The organism is Frigoribacterium sp. Leaf172, assembly GCF_001424285.1.
Taxonomy (GTDB): domain Bacteria; phylum Actinomycetota; class Actinomycetes; order Actinomycetales; family Microbacteriaceae; genus Frigoribacterium.
Window position 1 is genome coordinate 600,619 of the sequence record NZ_LMPB01000001.1, and the last position, 19,069, is coordinate 619,687.

Here is a 19,069-nt window from a genome sequence, read left to right on the forward strand (position 1 = left end):
ATGGCAAACATCAAGAAGGGTGATCTGGTTCAGGTCATCACCGGCGCGACGCAGACGCGTGGCGGCGACCGAGGCAAGCAGGGCAAGGTCCTCGAGGTCCTCGTCGAGCGCAACCGCGTCGTCGTCGAGGGTGTCAACCTCGTCACGAAGCACGTGCGCGTCGGCCAGACGCAGCGCGGCACCAAGACCGGTGGCATCGAGACGCACGAGGCTCCCATCCACGTGTCGAACGTCGCCATCGTCGACCCCAAGACCAAGAAGCCCACGCGAGTCGGCTTCCGTGAAGAGACGGTCACCAAGGACGGCGTCACCAAGACCGTCCGTGTCCGTTACGCCAAGGCGTCGGGAGAGAACCTCTGATGACTGACACCACCACCACGACCCCGACGGCGCTCCCGCGCCTGAAGGCGAAGTACCGTGCGGAGATCCTTCCGCAGCTGAAGAGCGACTTCGGTTTCACGAACGTCCACCAGGTCCCCGGCCTGGTCAAGATCGTCGTGAACACCGGTGTCGGCGAGGCGGCCCGCGACAGCAAGATCATCGACGGTGCCATCAAGGACCTCACCGCCATCACGGGTCAGAAGCCGCAGGTCACGAAGGCCCGCAAGTCGATCGCCCAGTTCAAGCTCCGCGAGGGTCAGCCCATCGGCGCCCACGTGACGCTTCGCGGCGACCGCGCCTGGGAGTTCCTCGACCGGCTCCTGTCGCTCGCTCTTCCCCGTATCCGCGACTTCCGTGGTCTGAGCGACCGCCAGTTCGACGGCAACGGCAACTACACGTTCGGTCTCACGGAGCAGAGCATGTTCCACGAGATCGACCAGGACCGCATCGACCGTGTGCGTGGATTCGACATCACCGTCGTGACCACCGCCAAGAACGACGACGAGGGACGCGCGCTGCTCAAGGCGCTCGGCTTCCCGTTCCGTTCGGCCGACTCGGCCAAGTAAGATCGTCCGGTCGGCAACTCGCACGTCGAGTTGCCGACCGTTCCCCTGAGGTCGCAGAGATTCGCTCTGCGACCACCCGATCGTCCAGGTCGGCACCCGGTGTACCGGATGTCGAAACCGGATGAGAAAGAGATCAATCGCATGACGATGACAGATCCGGTCGCAGACCTGCTGACCAGACTGCGCAACGCGAACTCGGCCTTCCACGAGACCGTGTCGCTTCCGAGCAGCAAGCTCAAGTCCCACATCGCCGAGATCCTCAAGCGCGAGGGTTTCATCGAGGCGTGGAAGGTCGAAGACGCTCGCGTCGGTCAGACCCTCACCATCGACCTCAAGTACGGCCCCGCCCGTGAGCGCTCCATCAAGGGCATCAAGCGCGTGTCGAAGCCCGGTCTCCGGGTCTACGCGAAGTCGACCGAGATCCCTCAGGTGCTCGGTGGACTCGGTGTAGCCATCCTGTCGACTTCCTCCGGTCTGCTGACCGACCGTGAGGCCCAGAAGAAGGGCGTGGGCGGAGAAGTCATCGCCTACGTGTGGTAACTCGTCATGTCTCGAATCGGAAGACTCCCCATCTCGATCCCGTCCGGGGTCGACGTGAAGATCGACGGCCAGGCCGTCACCGTCAAGGGCCCCAAGGGTGAGCTGTCGCTCATCGTCAAGAGCCCCATCGAAGCCAAGCTCGAAGAGGGCACGGTCGTCGTGACCCGCCCCGACGACGAGCGCGAGTCGCGTTCGCTGCACGGCCTCACCCGTACCCTCATCGCCAACCAGATCATCGGTGTGACGCAGGGCTACACGAAGGGCCTCGAGGTCGTCGGAACCGGCTACCGCGTCCAGGCCAAGGGCTCGAACGTCGAGTTCGCCCTCGGTTACTCGCACCCCATCACCGTCGAGCCGCCCGCGGGCATCAGCTTCACGGTCGAAGGCAACAACAAGCTCACGGTCGTCGGCATCGACAAGCAGGCCGTCGGCGAAGTCGCCGCCAACATCCGCAAGCTGCGCAAGCCCGAGCCCTACAAGGGCAAGGGCGTGCGCTACGCCGGCGAGGTCGTCCGCCGCAAGGCCGGAAAGTCAGGTAAGTAATCATGGGTCTCGGTACACGAGGAAAGAGCAAGTCGGCCGCCACCAAGCGCCGTCACACCCGCCTGCGCAAGAAGGTCGTGGGCACCGAAGAGCGCCCCCGTCTCGTCGTCACCCGTTCGGCCCGGCACGTCTTCGTGCAGGTCGTCGACGACAGCAAGGGCTTCACCGTCGCCAGCGCATCGACCCTCGAGGCCGACATGCGCTCGTTCGACGGTGACAAGACCGCGAAGTCCCGCAAGGTCGGCGAGCTCGTCGCCGAGCGCGCGAAGGCAGCGGGCATCGAGGCCGTCGTGTTCGATCGCGGCGGCAACAAGTACGCCGGACGCGTCGCGGCCATCGCCGAAGGCGCCCGAGAGGCTGGTTTGAACCTGTGAGCGACGCTACGAACACCACACCCCCCGCTGAGCCCGAGGCGACCAAGGCTCCGGCCGAGGCCGTCGTCGAGCGTCCCGTCGAGACGGCTGCCGGATCCGAGTCCAACAACCGCGAGGGTGGTCGCACCGACCGCCGTGGCGGCCAGGGCCGCGGAGACCGCAACGCCGGTGGCCGTGGCCGTGGCGACCGCGACGACAAGAGCCAGTTCCTGGAGCGCGTCGTCACGATCAACCGCGTGTCGAAGGTCGTCAAGGGCGGTCGTCGCTTCAGCTTCACCGCGCTCGTCGTCGTCGGAGACGGCAACGGACTCGTCGGCGTCGGCTACGGCAAGGCCCGCGAGGTCCCCACGGCCATCAGCAAGGGCGTCGAAGAGGCCAAGAAGAACTTCTTCCGCGTCCCGCGCATCGGCAACACCATCCCGCACCCCGTGCAGGGTGAGGCCGCTGCCGGCGTCGTCATGCTGCGTCCGGCTTCCGCCGGTACCGGTGTCATCGCCGGTGGTCCCGTCCGCGCCGTGCTCGAGTGCGCCGGTGTCCACGACGTCCTGAGCAAGTCGCTCGGTTCGTCGAACACGATCAACATCGTCCACGCGACCGTCGAGGCGCTCAAGCAGCTCGAGGAGCCGCGCGCTGTCGCTGCTCGTCGTGGGCTCGACATCGACGCCGTCATGCCGGCCTTCATGGTCCGTGCAGAGCAGGCCGCGCGCGACGCCGCAACCGAGAAGGCAGGTGCATGATGGCCGCCAACCTCAAGGTGACCCAGATCAAGTCCGTAATCAGCGAGAAGCAGAACCAGCGTGACACGCTGCGGAGCTTGGGCCTCAAGCGCATCGGCCAGTCGGTCGTGCGCGAAGACAACAAGCAGAACCGCGGCTACGTCAACACGGTCGCTCACCTCGTGAAGGTCGAGGAGATTGACTAATGGCTGACGAGAAGAAGGAGACGGCCGAGAAGGCCGCTCCGAAGAAGGCCGCCGCCACGAAGGCGACGACCACCAAGGCGGCTCCCAAGGCCGCCGCCAAGAAGCCGGCCGCCGACAAGGCAGCTGCTTCGACGGGTTCGACCACCAAGGCCGCTCCCGCCGCGAAGTCGTCCGACGACGTCGCCCGTCCCCAGGTGCTCAAGGTGCACCACCTTCGCCCGGCTCCCGGTGCCAAGAAGGCGAAGACGCGTGTGGGACGCGGTGAGGGTTCGAAGGGTAAGACCGCCGGACGTGGAACCAAGGGTCAGAAGGCCCGGTACCAGGTCAAGGTCGGCTTCGAAGGTGGGCAGATGCCTCTGCACATGCGTACTCCGAAGCTGCGCGGGTTCAAGAACCCGTTCCGCGTCGAGTACCAGGTCGTGAACCTCGAGAAGCTCGGCGAGCTCTACCCGCAGGGTGGGGACGTCACCGTGAGCGACCTCGTCGCGAAGGGCGCCGTCCGCAAGAACGAGAAGGTCAAGGTCCTCGGACAGGGCGACCTCAGCGTCAAGCTGACCGTCGCGGTCGACAAGGTCTCCGGCTCCGCCGAGGACAAGATCGTCGCCGCCGGCGGGTCCGTCACCAAGTAATCACCTGAGGGGGTGGTCCGCAAGGGCCACCCCCATCAGTCGTCTATCCTCGTACCGGGAGGCACCACGTGTTCAGAGCTGTCGCGCGAATCATGCGCACCCCCGACCTTCGTCGCAAGATCGGGTTCACGCTCGGCATCATCGCGCTCTTCCGGTTGGGTTCGTTCATCCCCGCACCGTTCGTGGACTACCAGAACGTGCAGCTCTGCCTGGCCGGCAACACGGGCACCTCGGGTCTCTACGAGCTCGTCAACCTCTTCAGCGGCGGGGCGCTGCTCCAGCTCTCCGTCTTCGCGCTCGGCATCATGCCGTACATCACATCGTCGATCATCGTGCAGCTGCTGCGCGTGGTCATCCCGCACTTCGACACCCTGTACAAAGAGGGCCAGTCGGGTCAGGCGAAGCTCACCCAGTACACGCGCTACCTCACCATCGCCCTCGGCATCCTCCAGTCGACGACCCTGATCACCGTGGCCCGCTCCGGCGCCCTGTTCAGCGGATCCGGCGCTGCCGAGTGCAGCCAGCTGATCACGAACGACGCCTGGTACGCCGTGATGCTCATGGTCATCACCATGACGGCCGGAACCGGCCTCATCATGTGGATGGGCGAGCTCATCACCGAGCGCGGCATCGGCAACGGCATGTCGCTGCTGATCTTCACCTCCATCGCGGCGCGTTTCCCCACGGCCCTCTGGAGCATCGCTCAGGCCCGCAGCTTCGAGATCTTCCTCATGGTCATCGCCGTCGGCCTGGTCATCATGGCCGCCGTCGTCTTCGTCGAGCAGTCCCAGCGACGCATCCCCGTGCAGTACGCCAAGCGGATGGTCGGCAGGCGGACGTACGGCGGCAACAACACGTACATCCCCATCAAGGTGAACATGGCCGGCGTCGTGCCCGTCATCTTCGCCTCGTCGCTCCTGTACCTCCCGGCTCTCGTCGCTCAGTTCAACCAACCGGCCGACGGCACAGCGCCTCCCGCGTGGGTCAGCTGGGTGCAGGCCAACCTCACCTCAGGTGACAACCCGCTCTACATGCTCGTGTACTTCGCGCTCATCGTCGGGTTCACGTACTTCTACGTCGCGATCACCTTCAACCCCGAAGAGGTCGCCGACAACATGAAGAAGTACGGCGGGTTCATCCCGGGCATCCGCGCCGGTCGACCCACGGCCGAGTACCTCGACTACGTGCTCACCCGCGTCACGCTCCCCGGTGCTCTGTACCTCGGCATCATCGCCCTCATCCCGCTGATCGCCCTGGCGACCGTGGGTGCGAACCAGAACTTCCCCTTCGGAGGCGCGAGCATCCTGATCATCGTCGGCGTCGGTCTCGAGACGGTCAAGCAGATCGACTCGCAACTCCAGCAGCGTCACTACGAAGGGCTCCTCCGATGACCGCCGGTGTCGACGGCGCGGTCAGCCCGCGCCTCCTGATCGTCGGTCCTCCCGGCGCGGGCAAGGGCACTCAGGCCACGGCGATCGCTCAAGCCTTCAAGATCCCCGCCATCTCGACGGGCGACATCTTCCGGGCGAACGTGAAGAACGAGACCGAGCTCGGACTCAAGGTCAAGGCGATCCTGGACGCCGGAGACTACGTCCCGGACAGCCTCACCAACGAGCTCATCTCCGACCGCCTTAGCCAGGCGGACGCGGCCGAAGGGTTCCTCCTCGACGGCTACCCCCGCACGATCCCTCAGGTCGAGTTCCTCGACGCCCGTCTCGCCGCTCAGGGTCAGGCGCTCACCGCGGTCGTCCAGCTCGTCGCCGACCGCGACGCGATCGTCGAGCGGCTCCGCAAGCGGGCTCTCGAGCAGGGGCGCTCCGACGACACCGAAGACGCCATCCGCCACCGTCAGGATGTCTACCTGCGCGAGACCGCTCCTCTCATCGAGACGTACCGTGAGCGCGGACTGCTCGTCGACGTCGACGGACTGGGCAGCGTCGACGAGGTGGCCGCACGCATCGACGCGGCCCTGAACGACCGCGGCCTGCGTCCCGTCGCGACGGCCTCCTGACGCGCGTGGGTCTGCGTCGACCCGGGATCTACAAGAGCCGGGACGAGATGCGGTCCATGATCCGTCCGGGTCTGCTGACGGCGGAGTCGCTCGACGCCGTGGCCGCGGCCATCCGACCCGGGGTCTCGACTCTCGAGCTCGACGCCATCGCCGAGAAGGTCATCCGCGACGGTGGCGGCGTGCCCAACTTCATGCTCGTCCCCGGATACCGTCACACGGTCTGCGCCTCCGTCAACGACGAGGTCGTCCACGGGATCCCGGGTGAGCGCGTGCTCCGCGCCGGCGACATCGTCTCGATCGACAGCGGTGCCGAGGTCGACGGGTGGAACGGCGACAGCGCCCGCACGTTCGTCCTCGACGAGGCCGATGCCACCGAGGTGGACTCCGAGCGCCGTCGTCTGAACCGGGTGACCGAAGAGGCCCTCTGGCACGGCATCGCGGCTCTGGCGACCGCCCGTCGACTCGATGAGGTCGGTGGCGCGATCGAGGACCACGTCGAGAGCCAGGGCGTGTTCGGGATCATCGAGGACTACACCGGTCACGGCATCGGCCGTTCCATGCATGAGGATCCGCCGGTCTTCAACTACCGCGTGTCCGGTCGCAGCCCAGTCGTCAAGCCGGGTCTCGTGGTGGCCATCGAGCCCATGATCACCCTCGGAACGATCGACACGGTGACGCAGGCCGACGACTGGACGGTCTCGACGACGGACGGCTCCGACGCCGCGCACTGGGAGCACTCGGTGGCCGTCCACGACGGTGGCATCTGGGTCCTCACGGCAGCCGACGGAGGAGCCTCAGGACTCGCGCCCCTCGGCATCCGCCCGGTGCCCATCGCCTGACGGGCGCGACGTCGCCGCGACGTCCCCGCCGGACCCTCTCGCGCCTCCTCGGGCCGCCGGAGTCAGCCGTTGCCGACCGAGCAGGTCTGCTCGGCCGCCGTCTGACCGCTGATGGACGACGGGAGCGTCGAGACCGGTGCCTCCGTCGAGGCCGGATCGGGGACGGATGTCGGAGCCGGGGAGGTGCCGGTCGCCTCGGTCGGTTCGGTCGTCTCGCTGGGCGCGGGGGCATCCGAGGAGCCTTCGACGACGGAGGCGCGTCCGGTGGCCTCGTCTCCGACCGTAAATTTGGTGTCGGCGGCGAGGGCGGCGTTGAGCGTCGCGGCGTCCGCCTCGGCCGGGACGACGCGGTTGGAGTCGTACGGGTCGTCGACCACGGGGTACTGCACGAAGACGATGTCGGCGGGGGAGAGCCCGCGCGCCGCGTACGCGAGCTGGACGAGCGTGTCGGGGGAGTTGAGGGTCGACGAGAGCTCCATGTTGCCGAGAGCCGCCGACGCCAGCTTGTAGAGGGTCGCCGGGTTCGAGAGCGTGCCCACGGAGAGGATCTGGCGCATCATGGCCGACAGGAACACCTGCTGCGAGCTGATCCGCGCGAGGTCGCTTCCATCGCCGACACCGTGACGCGTGCGCAGGAACGCCAGCGCATCGACGCCCTGGAGAGAGTGCGTCCCGGCCGCCAGGTCGAGACCGCTGTCGGTGTCGGTGATCTGCTGCGCGACGCAGACGTCGACGCCGCCGAGGGCGTTGGACATCTCGATGACTCCGTCGAAGGTGATGGCCGAGGCGTAGGGGATGGCGAGCCCCGTGAGGGACTCCACGGTCGACACGGTGCACGACAGGCCGCCGCGTTCGAGGGTGGTGTTGAACTGCGTGCGGCTCTCCGCGGGGTAGTACGTGCCATCCGGACCGGTGCACTCGGGGACGTCGACCATCAGGTCGCGCGGGAAGCTGATGGCGCTCAGCTGCTGGTGGTCCTCCGACAGGTGGACGAGGATCGTCACGTCGTTGCGGGCGCCCTCGGTCGTCCCGGCGTCGATGGCGCTGTCGGCCACGCGGACGTCCGTCCCGACGAGCAGGATGTTCGCGCCTCCCTGGATCTCGGAGATCTTGACGTCCCGCACGGTGTCCTCGTTGCCGAGCACCACCGTCGACACCCCGGACGTCGCGGATCGCACGGCGATGGCCGCCACGGACGCGCCGCTCACGAGGACGACGGCGAGGCCGCCGGCGACCAGGGCGAGAAGAGGGCGGAGAGATCCGCGTCGACGGAGCCGACCGTGACGGGCGACGCCGCGCAGCCGCGACGGGGTGGGGCGACCGGGCATGCGGGCTCCTCTTCGGCGTGTCTCGTCGGATCCGGCGTGTCGCATCGACATCGCGGGTTGCTGAACTATAGCGGCATCACCTAAGCTCGACCTTTGGTGTCTCGTGCTCGTTCTGTGCGCGGGTTCACCGCATCCCCGCACGACCAACACCCCCGAACCTGAGCGACAGTGAGGCTATGGCCAAAAAAGACGGTGTCATCGAAATCGAAGGCGCAGTGATCGAGGCTCTTCCCAACGCGATGTTCCGCGTTGAGTTGACGAACGGCCACCGAGTTCTCGCCCACATCTCCGGAAAGATGCGTCAGCACTACATCCGCATCCTCCCCGAAGACCGCGTGATCGTCGAACTCTCGCCCTACGACTTGACCCGCGGCCGGATCGTCTACCGCTACAAGTAGGGCGTGCTGGAAAGGAACGGCCTCACGCACCCGTGAGGCACGAAGCCAGCGAGATCAAGGAATCAGCAATGAAGGTCAACCCCAGCGTCAAGCCCATCTGCGAGCACTGCAAGGTGATCCGCCGCAAGGGCAACGTCATGGTCATCTGCAAGAGCAACCCGCGCCACAAGCAGCGCCAGGGCTAGCCCTCGGGTCGCGTGACGCGGCCTGAAGATGCCGGATCGGCTCCGCCGGTCCACTGCAACACCGACAAAGCAGCACCAGAACCACGATCGCTCCGGCGGTCGCGGGGACACCCCGGGGCGGAGGCCCGGGCACCGGTGCTGTGACAGACCTCCACCACTCTCCGAGGAGAAGCCACCATGGCACGTCTAGCAGGCGTTGACATCCCGCGCGACAAGCGCGTGGAAGTCGCACTGACCTACATCTACGGAGTCGGGCGCACGCGTGCGCTCCAGACTCTCGCCGACACCGAGATCGACGGCAACATCCGCGTCAAGGACCTGACGGACGATCAGCTCGTCCTTCTCCGCGACCACATCGAGGGCAACTTCAAGGTCGAGGGTGACCTCCGTCGCGAGGTCGCCGCCGACATCCGCCGCAAGGTCGAGATCGGCAGCTACGAAGGCATCCGCCACCGCCGCGGCCTGCCTGTCCGCGGACAGCGCACCAAGACGAACGCTCGTACCCGCAAGGGCCCGAAGCGCACCGTCGCCGGCAAGAAGAAGGCTCGCTAGGCCCCGGCGCCCGCCGTACTCGCCCTTAGGTTGTAGGAGAAAAAATTGGCAGCACCGAAGTCGGCCGCGCGTAAGCCCCGCCGCAAAGAGAAGAAGAACGTCGCCGTGGGTCAGGCCCACATCAAGAGCACGTTCAACAACACCATCGTTTCGATCACCGACCCCTCGGGTGCCGTGCTGAGCTGGGCTTCGTCCGGCGCGGTCGGCTTCAAGGGTTCGCGCAAGTCGACGCCCTTCGCCGCGCAGCTCGCTGCCGAGTCGGCCGCTCGACAGGCGCAGGAGCACGGCGTCAAGAAGGTCGACGTCTTCGTCAAGGGTCCGGGTTCCGGTCGCGAGACGGCGATCCGTTCGCTTCAGGCCGCCGGCCTCGAGGTGGGCTCGATCAACGACGTCACCCCGCAGGCGCACAACGGCTGCCGCCCGCCGAAGCGTCGTCGCGTCTAACTGAGTTCCCGCCCGTCGCGTCCCCCTCATCCGGTCATCGGATGGAGGGGGCGCGGCGGGCTACACCGCGTTCACACCGCCTCCAGCGTCACCCGCCGGGGCCCCACAACTCAACAGACCCGACCGGCCCGCCACCTGTCGTACCGCCAAGAGTCATATAGCGGACTCTTCGCCGAAAGGAATCCACAGTGCTCATTGCACAGCGCCCCACCCTCACCGAGGAGAACATCTCGGAGTTCCGTTCACGCTTCGTGATCGAACCCCTCGAGCCCGGTTTCGGCTACACCCTCGGCAACTCGCTGCGCCGCACTCTTCTGTCGTCGATCCCCGGAGCCGCTGTCACCAGCATCCGCATCGACGGTGTGCTGCACGAGTTCACGACCGTCCCCGGTGTGAAAGAAGACGTCACCGAGGTCATCCTCAACATCAAGCAGCTCGTCGTCTCGAGCGAGCACGACGAGCCCATCACGGCGTACCTGCGCAAGCAGGGTGCCGGTCAGGTCACGGCCGCCGACATCTCGGCCCCGGCCGGTGTCGAGATCCACAACCCCGAGCTCGTCATCGCGACCCTGAACGACAAGGCCAAGTTCGAGCTCGAACTGACCATCGAGCGTGGCCGCGGCTACGTCTCGGCCGTCCAGAACCGCAGCGAGTTCAGCGAAGCGGGCCAGATCCCGATCGACTCGATCTACTCGCCCGTGCTCAAGGTGACCTACCGCGTCGAGGCGACTCGTGCCGGTGAGCGCACCGACTTCGACCGCCTGGTCGTCGACGTCGAGACGAAGCCGGCGATCTCGCCGCGCGACGCCATCGCCTCGGCCGGCCGCACGCTGACGGAGCTCTTCGGCCTCGCCCGTGAGCTGAACACCGCCGCAGAGGGCATCGAGATCGGCCCCGCGCCGGTCGACGCCGTCCTGTCGAGCGAACTGCAGACCCCGATCGAGGACCTCGACCTGTCGGTCCGCAGCTACAACTGCCTGAAGCGCGAGGGCATCAACACGGTGTCCGAGCTGGTCGCACTCTCCGAGACGCAGCTCATGAACATCCGCAACTTCGGTCAGAAGTCGGTCGACGAGGTGAAGGACAAGCTTGTCGAGCTCGGTCTCTCGTTGAAAGACACGGTCCCCGGGTTCGACGGAGCCCACTTCTACAGCGGTTACGACGAGGAAGAGACCAACTAGGTCTCGTCTCCCGACGCCCTGATCATCTTCGACAGCTAGGAAACAAAGATCATGCCCAAGCCCACCAAGGGTCCCCGCCTCGGAGGCGGCCCGGCTCACGAGCGTCTGATGCTCGCGAACCTCGCCGCTTCGCTCTTCGAGCACAAGAGCATCAAGACGACCGAGACCAAGGCCAAGCGCCTGCGTCCCGTCGCCGAGCGCCTCGTCACCTTCGCGAAGCGGGGCGACCTCGCGTCGCGTCGTCGTGCGATGCAGACGCTGCGCAACAACAAGGACGCCGCGCACATGCTCTTCACCGAGATCGCGCCGCTCGTCGAGAACCGTGAGGGCGGCTACACGCGCATCACGAAGCTCGGCTTCCGCAAGGGCGACAACGCCTCCATGGTGTCGATCGAGCTCGTCCTCGAGCCCGTCACCCCCAAGGTGAAGTCGTCGTCGAGCAGCAAGTCGGCCCCGGCCGCCGCTGCTCCCGCCGAGGAGGCCCCGGTCGAGGAGACCGAGACCGTCGAGGAGTCGGCGCCCGTCGAGGCCGAGACCGAGACGGCTGCCGCCGACGAGGTCGAGGCCGATGCCGCCGAGAAGTCGGACGACACCGCGAAGTCGGACGACACGAAGTAGTCGAGTCCCTCCGGAAGGACCCTGCAGCCCTCGTGCTGCAGGGTCCTTCTTCGTCGTCCCGGGGGTCGGTCCCGGGGGTCGGTCCCGGGGGTCGGTCCTGGTGGAGACCCCCGGTCCTCAGCTTGGGGGCCACCCGTGTACCCCGCTCGGGGGGTGTTCACTCGGGCGTCACGTCCCGGAAACCTGTGGAGATGCCAAGAAACATAAGGTCGTGTCGTCCCTGCCTCTCCGACGAAGGATCGCATGTCCGTTCGCCCCCGCCCCCTGACCCGGAAGCACATCGCCGTGGCGACCGGGCTCGCCCTCCTCGTGGCGCCCCTCGCGCCGCTGACCGCCGCCGACGCGGCCACCTCGGCCCCCGCCGCGGTCGCAGCCGCCGACGGCCTCATCATCGACGAGGCGTACCTCAAGGGCGGAAGCGCGAACGCGCCGTTCACCCACAAGTTCGTCGAGCTGTACAACCCGACGAGCAGCGCGATCTCGCTCGCCGGCTGGTCCCTGCAGTACCGCGCGGCGACCGCGACGGCCGTGTCCGGCGTCGGCGCCCTCGCCGGCACGGTGCCCGCCGGTGGCAGCTTCCTCGTGCAGCTCACGAGCAACGGCACCGTCGGTGAGGCGCTGCCCACCCCCGACGCGACGCTGGGGCTGAACCCCAGCGGCTCGACCGGCACCCTCGTGCTCTCGGATCGGGCGACGGCCGTGACCCTGCCGATCGGCGCCTCCTCGGTGGGTGTCGACGGAGTCGTCGACCTGCTGGGCTACGGGACCTCGAACACGTACGAGACCCGGGTCGCGGCGACCTCGGGCGGGAACGCCGTCCCCAACTCGCTGACGCGCACCGACCACGTCGACACCGACGTCAACGGCGACGACTTCTCGGTGTCCGACGTCGTCACGCCCACCAACTCGACCGGTGGCGGTGACGTGCCCACGGATCCCGAGGAGCCCACCGAGCCCGCGCCGTCGGTCGACGTGACCATCGCCGAGCTGCAGGGTGCGACGGCCACGAGCCCGTACGACGGGCAGCGCGTGACCACGCGCGGCGTCGTCACCGCGACGTACCCGACCGGCGGGCTGAACGGCTACGTCATCCAGACCCCGGGGACGGGAGGCGCGCTGGACTCAGCGACGCACGGCGCCTCGGACGCGGTCTTCGTCTTCTCGTCGGCGACCGCCTCGTCCGTGTCGATCGGCGACTACGTCGAGACGACCGGTCAGGCCGGCGAGTACTTCGGTCTCACACAGGTGACCGTCGCGACGCCCGCCGACCTGACGGTGCTCGACGCCGGATCGGTCACGGCTCCGCTGCCCGCGACGGTCGGATTCCCCGAGACCGACGCCGAGCGCGAGGCCCTCGAGAGCATGCTGATCGCGCCGCAGGGCGAGTTCACCGTCAGCGACGTCTACACGACCAACCAGTACGGCGAGGTCGTGCTGGCGGCCGGCGACGGCCCGCTGCTGCAGCCCACCGAGGTGGCCCGCCCCGGAAGCGCGGAGTACACGGCGGCGGTTGCCGAGATCGCGGCCCGCAAGGTCGTCCTCGACGACGGATCGTCCGTCAACTTCTTCACGGCCTCGAACCAGTCGATCCCCGTGCCGTACCTCTCGACGGAGGCGCCGGTCACCGTGGGTGCGCCCGTCACCTTCGACGAGCCGCTCATCCTGGACTTCCGCAACTCGTCGTGGAAGCTGCAGCCCACCGAGCGGGTGACCGGCGACACGGCCACGGCCGATCTGCCGGTGTCGTTCGGGAACATCCGCGAGGCCGCTCCCCGCGACGTCGGGGGCGACCTCCGACTCGCCGGGTTCAACGTGCTGAACTACTTCCCGACCACGGGTGATCAGCTGACCGGCTGCACGTACTACACCGACCGCTTCGGCGAGCCGGTCACCGTGCAGGGCGGCTGCGACGCGCGCGGAGCCGCGAACCAGGCGAGCTTCGAGCGCCAGCAGGCGAAGATCGTCGCGGCCGTCAACGGGCTCGACGCCGACGTGGTCTCGCTCGAGGAGATCGAGAACTCCGCCCGCTTCGGCCAGGACCGCGACGCGGCGCTGTCGACCCTGGTCGACGCTCTGAACGCCGACCTCGGCTCCGACGAGTGGGCGTTCGTCCCCTCGCCCGCCGCCCTCCCGGCGAACGAGGACGTCATCCGCCTGGCCTTCATCTACAAGAAGGCGACGACCGAGACCGTGGGAGGGTCGCGCATCCTGACCGACGCCCCGGCCTTCAGCAATGCCCGTCAGCCGCTCGCGCAGACGTTCGCTCCGGTCGGCGCGCCCGACGACGCGGACTTCGTCGTGATCGCGAACCACTTCAAGTCGAAGGGCAGCGGCACCGGCGTCGACGCCGACCTGGGCGACGGGCAGGGCGCCTCGAACGCCTCGCGGGTGAACCAGGCGGAGGCGCTGGCCGCGTTCTCGACGCGGGTGCAGGCGGACGCCGGCACCGACAAGGCGTTCCTGATCGGCGACTTCAACGCCTACTCGCAGGAGGACCCGATCGAGGTGCTGCGCGACGCCGGCTACACCGACCTGGGGTCGACCGAGACCGACGAGTACAGCTACGTGTTCGGCGGCCTGAGCGGATCGCTCGACCACGTGCTCGCCAGCCCCGCCGCGGTCGAGGCCGTGTCCGGGGTCGACATCTGGAACATCAACGCGGGCGAGTCGGTCGGTCTCGAGTACAGCCGCTACGACTACAACGCGGCGCCGCTCTACGCCGACGGCCCGTACCGGTCGAGCGACCACGACCCGGTCGTCGTGGGGCTCGAACTGGTCGGCGACGTCACGCCCGAGGAGCCCGAGCAGCCGGGCGAGCCCGAGCAGCCCGGTCACGGGGGAGGCGCGCCCACCCTCGGCCAGATCGTCACGGCGATCGTCACCGCGGTCATCGACTGGTTCAAGCAGCTCTTCGGCTGGCGCTGGCGGTAGCCGGCGGGCCGGGTGAGTCCGGCCGGTGCTGAGCAGGGCCCCGCGTCGTCGACGCGGGGCCCTGTCGTCGTCTCTCGTAGAATCGCAGGGTGACGACGACCGACGAGCAGGCCCTGACGCGGGTCCGACTGAACGTCGCGTACGACGGCACCGGCTTCTCGGGCTGGAGCGAGCAGCCCGGTCGACGCACGGTCCAGGGCGAGATCGAGCAGGCCCTCGTCACCCTGTTCCGGCGACTCGGCGACGTGCCGACGGTCACCGTGGCCGGGCGGACCGACGCCGGAGTCCACGCTCGGGGTCAGGTCGTCCACCTCGATCTGACGGATGCGCAGATCGCGCAGCTCCAGCGGCCGCACCGGGGCATGGTCGACCGGTCGCCGCTCGATGCCCCGACGGTGCTGGCGCGTCGCCTGAACGGGCTCGCGGGCGCGTCCGACGAGATCGTCGTCTCGGGAGGGCGGGTCGCGCCTCCCGGGTTCCATGCCCGTTTCGGGGCGCTCTGGCGACGGTACGAGTACCGCATCGCCGACCGGGGTGCCGAACGCGACCCGGCGAGGCGGGGTCATACGCTCTGGTACGACCAGCGTCTCGACCTCGATCTGATGAACGCCACCGCCGCAGGTCTCCTCGGGCTGCACGACTGGGCCGCCTACTGCCGCCACCGCGAGTACGCGACGAGCATCCGCGAGCTGCAGGAGTTCCGATGGAGGCGCGAGGCCGACGGCGTGCTGATCGCGACCGTGCAGGCGGACGCCTTCTGTCACAACCTCGTGCGGAACCTCGTCGGCGCGTGCGTCGCGGTGGGCGAGGGCGTGCTGCCCCAGCATCGGGCCGTGGGCATCCGCCGCGAGGCCGCACGCAACGGCGAGTTCCGCGTCGTCCCCGCCCACGGGCTGACGATGGTCGAGGTCGGCTATCCGCCCGACGACGAGGTCGCGGCGCGGACGCTGCTGACGCAGGTGAAGCGGTCGGCCGCCCAGGTCGACGAGTGACGTTTGACGGCCCTGAGGCCGTCGGGTATCGTTGCCCCTTGGTGTCTGCGCAACTGCGCGCTTTCGCCCGAAGTTGAGCCCTCCACCTGATTCGTTCTCGTCGCATCTGCCTCGAGAACGGCGCCGGAGCGGGATTCACGAACCTCTCACCTCGACAAGGAAGCAGCACTACTGTGACGCGCACTTTCTCCCCCAAGCCGGCTGACGTTCAGCCGAACTGGCTGATCATCGACGCCAACGACGTCGTGCTCGGCCGTCTCGCCAGCCACGTGGCAGCCCTGCTGCGCGGCAAGCACAAGCCGACCTTCGCTCCGCACATGGACATGGGCGACTTCGTCATCGTCATCAACGCCGACAAGGTGGCCCTCACCGGCTCCAAGCTGGCCGAGAAGCTCTACTACCGTCACTCGGGCTACCCGGGCGGCCTGACGGCCACCACGTACTCCGAGATGGTCGAGAAGCACCCCACGCGTGCGGTCGAGAAGGCCATCCGCGGCATGCTGCCGAAGAACTCGCTGGGCCGTGCCCAGATCAAGAAGCTGAAGGTGTACGCGGGTGCCGAGCACCCCCACGCTGCTCAGCAGCCCACGGTTTACACCCTCGACCAGGTCGCCCAGTAGCGTCCGCCTTCAGACTTAAGGATTCCCACACAGTGGCTCAGATCGCAGATTCCATCGACCAGGCTCCCCAGAGCTTCACCACCGAGAGCACGGCCACCGAGGCCGAGGCGACGCCCCGCGCCGTCCTGAACGTCTCGGGTTCGGCCGTCGGTCGCCGCAAGGAGGCCATCGCCCGCGCTCGCCTCGTGCCCGGCACCGGCACCTTCGTCGTGAACGGCCGCACGCTCGAGGAGTACTTCCCGAACAAGCTGCACCAGCAGCTGATCAACGACCCGTTCAAGGTCCTCGACCTGCTCGGCGCGTACGACGTCACCGTCAAGGTGACCGGCGGCGGCCCCTCCGGCCAGGCCGGCGCGCTGCGCCTCGCCATCGCCCGTTCGCTCAACGAGATCGACCGCGAGAACAACCGTGCGACCCTCAAGAAGGCCGGCTTCCTGACTCGTGACGCCCGCGTCATCGAGCGCAAGAAGGCCGGTCTCAAGAAGGCCCGCAAGGCCTCGCAGTTCTCGAAGCGCTAAACGCGCACTCCACGGCAGGTCTCGCGATGTCGCGTCTCTTCGGTACCGACGGTGTTCGGGGCCTCGCCAACCGTGAGCTGACCGCCGCGCTCGCCCTGGGCCTCGCCCAGGCGAGCGCGGTGGTGCTCACGAAGGGGCATCACGCCGATGCCCGACGCGCCGAAGGGCGGCGACCCGTCGCCGTCGTGGCACGCGACCCCCGCATCTCGGGGGAGTTCCTGACCGCCGCCGTCAGCGCGGGTCTGGCCAGCTCCGGTGTCGATGTGCTCGACGCCGGGGTCATCCCGACCCCCGCGGCGGCGTTCCTCGTCGACGACATCGGCGCCGACTTCGGCGTGATGATCAGCGCCTCGCACAACCCGGCGCCCGACAACGGCATCAAGTTCTTCGCGTTCGGCGGCACGAAGCTGCCCGACGAGGTCGAGGACCGCATCCAGGCCGCGATGAGCGAGCCCCAGCTGATGCCCATCGGCGCCGACGTCGGTCGGATCCGGCGTTTCGCCGACGCCGAGGACCGCTACGTGCTGCACCTCCTCGGTGCGCTGCCCAACCGCCTCGACGGCATCCACGTCGTCCTCGACTGCGCCCATGGCGCCGCGGCCGCCGTCTCGCCCGAGGTGTTCACCGACGCCGGTGCGAAGATCACGCTGATCGGCGCCGACCCCGACGGCGTGAACATCAACGACGGCGTCGGTTCGACGCACCTCGACAACCTCGCCCGCGCCGTCCTCGAGCACGGCGCCGACGTCGGGATCGCGCACGACGGCGACGCCGACCGCTGCCTGGCCGTCGACGCCACCGGCGCCGTGGTCGACGGCGACCAGATCATGGCCATCCTCGCCGTCGCTCAGAAGGAGCGCGGCGCCCTCGCCTCCGACACCCTCGTGGCCACGGTCATGAGCAACCTCGGTCTCACCCGGGCCATGGCCGAGAACGGCATCACCGTCCGCCAGACCCGCGTCGGCGACCGGTACGTCCTCGAGGACATGAACGAGCACGGCTTCACGCTCGGCGGCGAGCAGTCCGGTCACATCGTCTTCAGCGACTACGCGACGACGGGCGACGGGATCCTCACCGGCCTGTCGCTGGTGGCTCGCATGGCGGCGACGGGCAAGAGCCTCGCCGAGCTCGCCTCGGTCATGACGGTGTTCCCGCAGATCCTCATCAACGTCACGGGCGTCGATCGCGATCGTCTCGCCGACGACGAGGGCGTCGCCGAGGCCGTCGCCGCTTTCAGCGACGAGCTCGGAGACACGGGGCGGGTCCTCCTCCGTCCGTCGGGCACCGAGCCCGTCATCCGGGTCATGGTCGAGGCGGCCGACCAGGCGACCGCGGATCGCGTCGCCCACGCTCTGGCCGACGTCGTCCGCGAGCGGCTCGCGCTCTAGCGGGTCCGACCCGCGCCTGCCTCAGGCCCCGTGTCCCCGCACCCGTGCCGGCGTCGGGCACCATGGGTGCATGCTCCTCCTGCTGCCCGCCGTGGTCTTCGCCGTGCTCTACGTCGTCAGCCGCGTCCGTGACGCTCGCCGTCTCCGCAACGGCGTGTTCCTCGTCGCAGCCCTCGGCTGCCTGCTCGTGGCCGGTGTCCTCGAGGTCGCCGCGACCGGGCCCGCACAGCAGAGCGCCGTCCTGCTCGGCGTCGTTTTCGTCGGACTGCTCGTGGTGGTGCTCGCGTTGTTCCTGCTCGGCAACGGAGTCACCATGCTGCGTTCCGAGGGGCGCAGCCTCGGCAACCTGCTCTCGCTGCTGGCGGGCGTCGCCATCCTGCTCGTGCCGGTCGCCGCGGCCGTGCTGGTCTTCGGGCCCGACGTCGTCGAGCTGCCGGGACCGGTCGGGGTCGTGCTCGTCGCCCTGGGCGTCCTCCTGGTCTTCGTCGCGGGGTACGCGGCCGCGACCTTCGCCGCGTTCGGGCTCTATTCGCTGGTCTACAGCCGCTACCGGCACACGCGCACTCCCGCGACGGTGGTCGTGCTCGGCTCCGGCCTAATCCGCGGCGAGGTGCCGCCGCTGCTGCGCAGCCGTCTCGACAAGGCGCTCTCGGTCTACCGCTCCGTGCCCGGCACGGTCGCGAGGCCGCTGCTGGTGCCGTCGGGCGGCCAGGGCTCCGACGAGCCGCGCGCGGAGGGCGACGCGATGGCCGAGTACCTCCTCGCGCAGGGAGCCGACCCCGCCGACGTCCGGCCGGAGACCGCCTCGACGAGCACTCGCGAGAACCTGCTCCTCTCGCGCGAGGTGCAGCGCGCCGCCGGCCGCGACGGCAGCACCCTCGTCGTGACGAACGATTACCACGTGCTGCGCGCCGCCCTGCTGGCCCGCTCGATCGGGAGCGACGCCCAGGTCGTCGGGTCGCCGACGGCCGCCTACTACGTGCCGAGCGCGTTCCTCCGCGAGTACATCGCGATCATGGTCGAGCATCGGCGGCTGAACGCCGCGGCGGTGCTGATGCTGGCGGGGCTCGTCGGGCTCGCCGTCGTCTGGTCGCTGCTGCCGATCTGAC

At 68.4% G+C, this 19,069-nt stretch carries 24 protein-coding genes; 23 read left to right on the forward strand and 1 reads right to left on the reverse strand.

From position 1 onward, the window contains the following. The 11 genes from rplX to map all read left to right on the forward strand — a co-directional run bounded on the left by rplX (nt 1) and on the right by map (nt 6,805). A complete protein-coding gene (rplX, locus tag ASF89_RS02970) occupies nt 1-360 on the forward strand; it encodes a 50S ribosomal protein L24 (RefSeq protein ID WP_055799906.1) in 360 nt (119 codons plus the stop codon). Further along, nucleotides 360-947 carry a 50S ribosomal protein L5 gene (gene rplE, locus ASF89_RS02975; protein ID WP_055799910.1) on the forward strand — a complete coding sequence of 196 codons (588 nt, stop codon included), beginning with the start codon at nt 360-362 and terminating at the stop codon, nt 945-947. The genes rplX and rplE overlap by 1 nt, the downstream gene beginning before the upstream one ends. Before the next feature lie 141 nt (nt 948-1,088). After that, entirely contained in the window at nt 1,089-1,487 is a 399-nt protein-coding gene (gene rpsH / locus ASF89_RS02980) for a 30S ribosomal protein S8 (RefSeq protein ID WP_055799913.1), read from the forward strand. Between the two features lie 6 nt (nt 1,488-1,493). Next, the gene (gene rplF / locus ASF89_RS02985) at nt 1,494-2,030 is read left to right on the forward strand and encodes a 50S ribosomal protein L6 (protein ID WP_055799916.1); all 537 of its coding nucleotides are present in this window, start codon (nt 1,494-1,496) and stop codon (nt 2,028-2,030) included. Between the two features lie 2 nt (nt 2,031-2,032). Further along, a complete protein-coding gene (rplR, locus tag ASF89_RS02990; protein ID WP_055799919.1) occupies nt 2,033-2,404 on the forward strand; it encodes a 50S ribosomal protein L18 in 372 nt (123 codons plus the stop codon). Then, nucleotides 2,401-3,141 carry a 30S ribosomal protein S5 gene (gene rpsE, locus ASF89_RS02995; RefSeq protein ID WP_055799922.1) on the forward strand — a complete coding sequence of 247 codons (741 nt, stop codon included), beginning with the start codon at nt 2,401-2,403 and terminating at the stop codon, nt 3,139-3,141. The genes rplR and rpsE overlap by 4 nt, the downstream gene beginning before the upstream one ends. Next, entirely contained in the window at nt 3,141-3,326 is a 186-nt protein-coding gene (gene rpmD, locus ASF89_RS03000; RefSeq protein WP_055799925.1) for a 50S ribosomal protein L30, read from the forward strand. The genes rpsE and rpmD overlap by 1 nt, the downstream gene beginning before the upstream one ends. Beyond that, entirely contained in the window at nt 3,326-3,955 is a 630-nt protein-coding gene (rplO, locus tag ASF89_RS03005; RefSeq protein ID WP_082475306.1) for a 50S ribosomal protein L15, read from the forward strand. Before rpmD ends, rplO begins: the two co-directional genes overlap by 1 nt. 68 nt (nt 3,956-4,023) lie before the next feature. Continuing rightward, nucleotides 4,024-5,346 (forward strand): preprotein translocase subunit SecY, encoded by a 1,323-nt coding sequence (gene secY, locus ASF89_RS03010; protein ID WP_055799928.1) that lies wholly within the window; start codon nt 4,024-4,026, stop codon nt 5,344-5,346. Then, nucleotides 5,343-5,966, forward strand: a complete 624-nt coding sequence (locus ASF89_RS03015) for an adenylate kinase (protein ID WP_055811953.1) — start codon at nt 5,343-5,345, stop codon at nt 5,964-5,966. The genes secY and ASF89_RS03015 overlap by 4 nt, the downstream gene beginning before the upstream one ends. Next, complete coding sequence (map, locus tag ASF89_RS03020; RefSeq protein ID WP_255354971.1) at nt 5,963-6,805, forward strand: type I methionyl aminopeptidase; 843 nt, start codon at nt 5,963-5,965, stop codon at nt 6,803-6,805. The genes ASF89_RS03015 and map overlap by 4 nt, the downstream gene beginning before the upstream one ends. Nucleotides 6,806-6,867: 62 nt before the next feature. Here the strand turns inward: map and ASF89_RS03025 are convergent, their stop codons facing one another. Continuing rightward, the gene (locus tag ASF89_RS03025; RefSeq protein WP_055811956.1) at nt 6,868-8,133 is read right to left on the reverse strand and encodes an LCP family protein; all 1,266 of its coding nucleotides are present in this window, start codon (nt 8,131-8,133) and stop codon (nt 6,868-6,870) included. 176 nt (nt 8,134-8,309) lie between these two features. On the opposite strand from ASF89_RS03025, the gene infA reads away from it, so the two are divergent. The 12 genes from infA (at nt 8,310) to ASF89_RS03085 (ending at nt 19,068) form a co-directional block, all read left to right on the forward strand. Beyond that, the gene (gene infA, locus ASF89_RS03030) at nt 8,310-8,531 is read left to right on the forward strand and encodes a translation initiation factor IF-1 (protein ID WP_043593329.1); all 222 of its coding nucleotides are present in this window, start codon (nt 8,310-8,312) and stop codon (nt 8,529-8,531) included. 68 nt (nt 8,532-8,599) lie between these two features. After that, on the forward strand, nt 8,600-8,716 hold the full coding sequence (gene rpmJ, locus ASF89_RS03035) for a 50S ribosomal protein L36 (protein WP_043593327.1): 117 nt from the start codon (nt 8,600-8,602) through the stop codon (nt 8,714-8,716). A gap of 177 nt (nt 8,717-8,893) precedes the next feature. Further along, nucleotides 8,894-9,268, forward strand: a complete 375-nt coding sequence (rpsM, locus tag ASF89_RS03040; protein WP_055799939.1) for a 30S ribosomal protein S13 — start codon at nt 8,894-8,896, stop codon at nt 9,266-9,268. 45 nt (nt 9,269-9,313) lie between these two features. Further along, the gene (gene rpsK, locus ASF89_RS03045; RefSeq protein WP_055799944.1) at nt 9,314-9,712 is read left to right on the forward strand and encodes a 30S ribosomal protein S11; all 399 of its coding nucleotides are present in this window, start codon (nt 9,314-9,316) and stop codon (nt 9,710-9,712) included. Between the two features lie 188 nt (nt 9,713-9,900). Next, on the forward strand, nt 9,901-10,893 hold the full coding sequence (locus tag ASF89_RS03050) for a DNA-directed RNA polymerase subunit alpha (protein ID WP_055799947.1): 993 nt from the start codon (nt 9,901-9,903) through the stop codon (nt 10,891-10,893). 51 nt (nt 10,894-10,944) lie between these two features. Continuing rightward, nucleotides 10,945-11,511, forward strand: coding sequence for a 50S ribosomal protein L17 (gene rplQ, locus ASF89_RS03055; RefSeq protein WP_055799951.1), 567 nt, complete (start codon nt 10,945-10,947; stop codon nt 11,509-11,511). A 243-nt stretch (nt 11,512-11,754) separates the two neighbouring features. After that, nucleotides 11,755-14,442, forward strand: coding sequence for an ExeM/NucH family extracellular endonuclease (locus ASF89_RS03060; RefSeq protein WP_055811959.1), 2,688 nt, complete (start codon nt 11,755-11,757; stop codon nt 14,440-14,442). An 89-nt stretch (nt 14,443-14,531) separates the two neighbouring features. Further along, nucleotides 14,532-15,434 carry a tRNA pseudouridine(38-40) synthase TruA gene (locus ASF89_RS03065; RefSeq protein ID WP_200913477.1) on the forward strand — a complete coding sequence of 301 codons (903 nt, stop codon included), beginning with the start codon at nt 14,532-14,534 and terminating at the stop codon, nt 15,432-15,434. A gap of 173 nt (nt 15,435-15,607) precedes the next feature. Further along, complete coding sequence (gene rplM / locus ASF89_RS03070) at nt 15,608-16,054, forward strand: 50S ribosomal protein L13 (RefSeq protein WP_055799954.1); 447 nt, start codon at nt 15,608-15,610, stop codon at nt 16,052-16,054. Between the two features lie 32 nt (nt 16,055-16,086). Continuing rightward, nucleotides 16,087-16,572 carry a 30S ribosomal protein S9 gene (gene rpsI / locus ASF89_RS03075; RefSeq protein ID WP_055799957.1) on the forward strand — a complete coding sequence of 162 codons (486 nt, stop codon included), beginning with the start codon at nt 16,087-16,089 and terminating at the stop codon, nt 16,570-16,572. A 26-nt stretch (nt 16,573-16,598) separates the two neighbouring features. Continuing rightward, nucleotides 16,599-17,960, forward strand: a complete 1,362-nt coding sequence (gene glmM, locus ASF89_RS03080) for a phosphoglucosamine mutase (RefSeq protein ID WP_055799961.1) — start codon at nt 16,599-16,601, stop codon at nt 17,958-17,960. Nucleotides 17,961-18,030: 70 nt separating this feature from the next. Further along, nucleotides 18,031-19,068, forward strand: coding sequence for a YdcF family protein (locus ASF89_RS03085; RefSeq protein WP_055811962.1), 1,038 nt, complete (start codon nt 18,031-18,033; stop codon nt 19,066-19,068). The last annotated feature ends 1 nt before the right edge of the window (nt 19,069 follow it).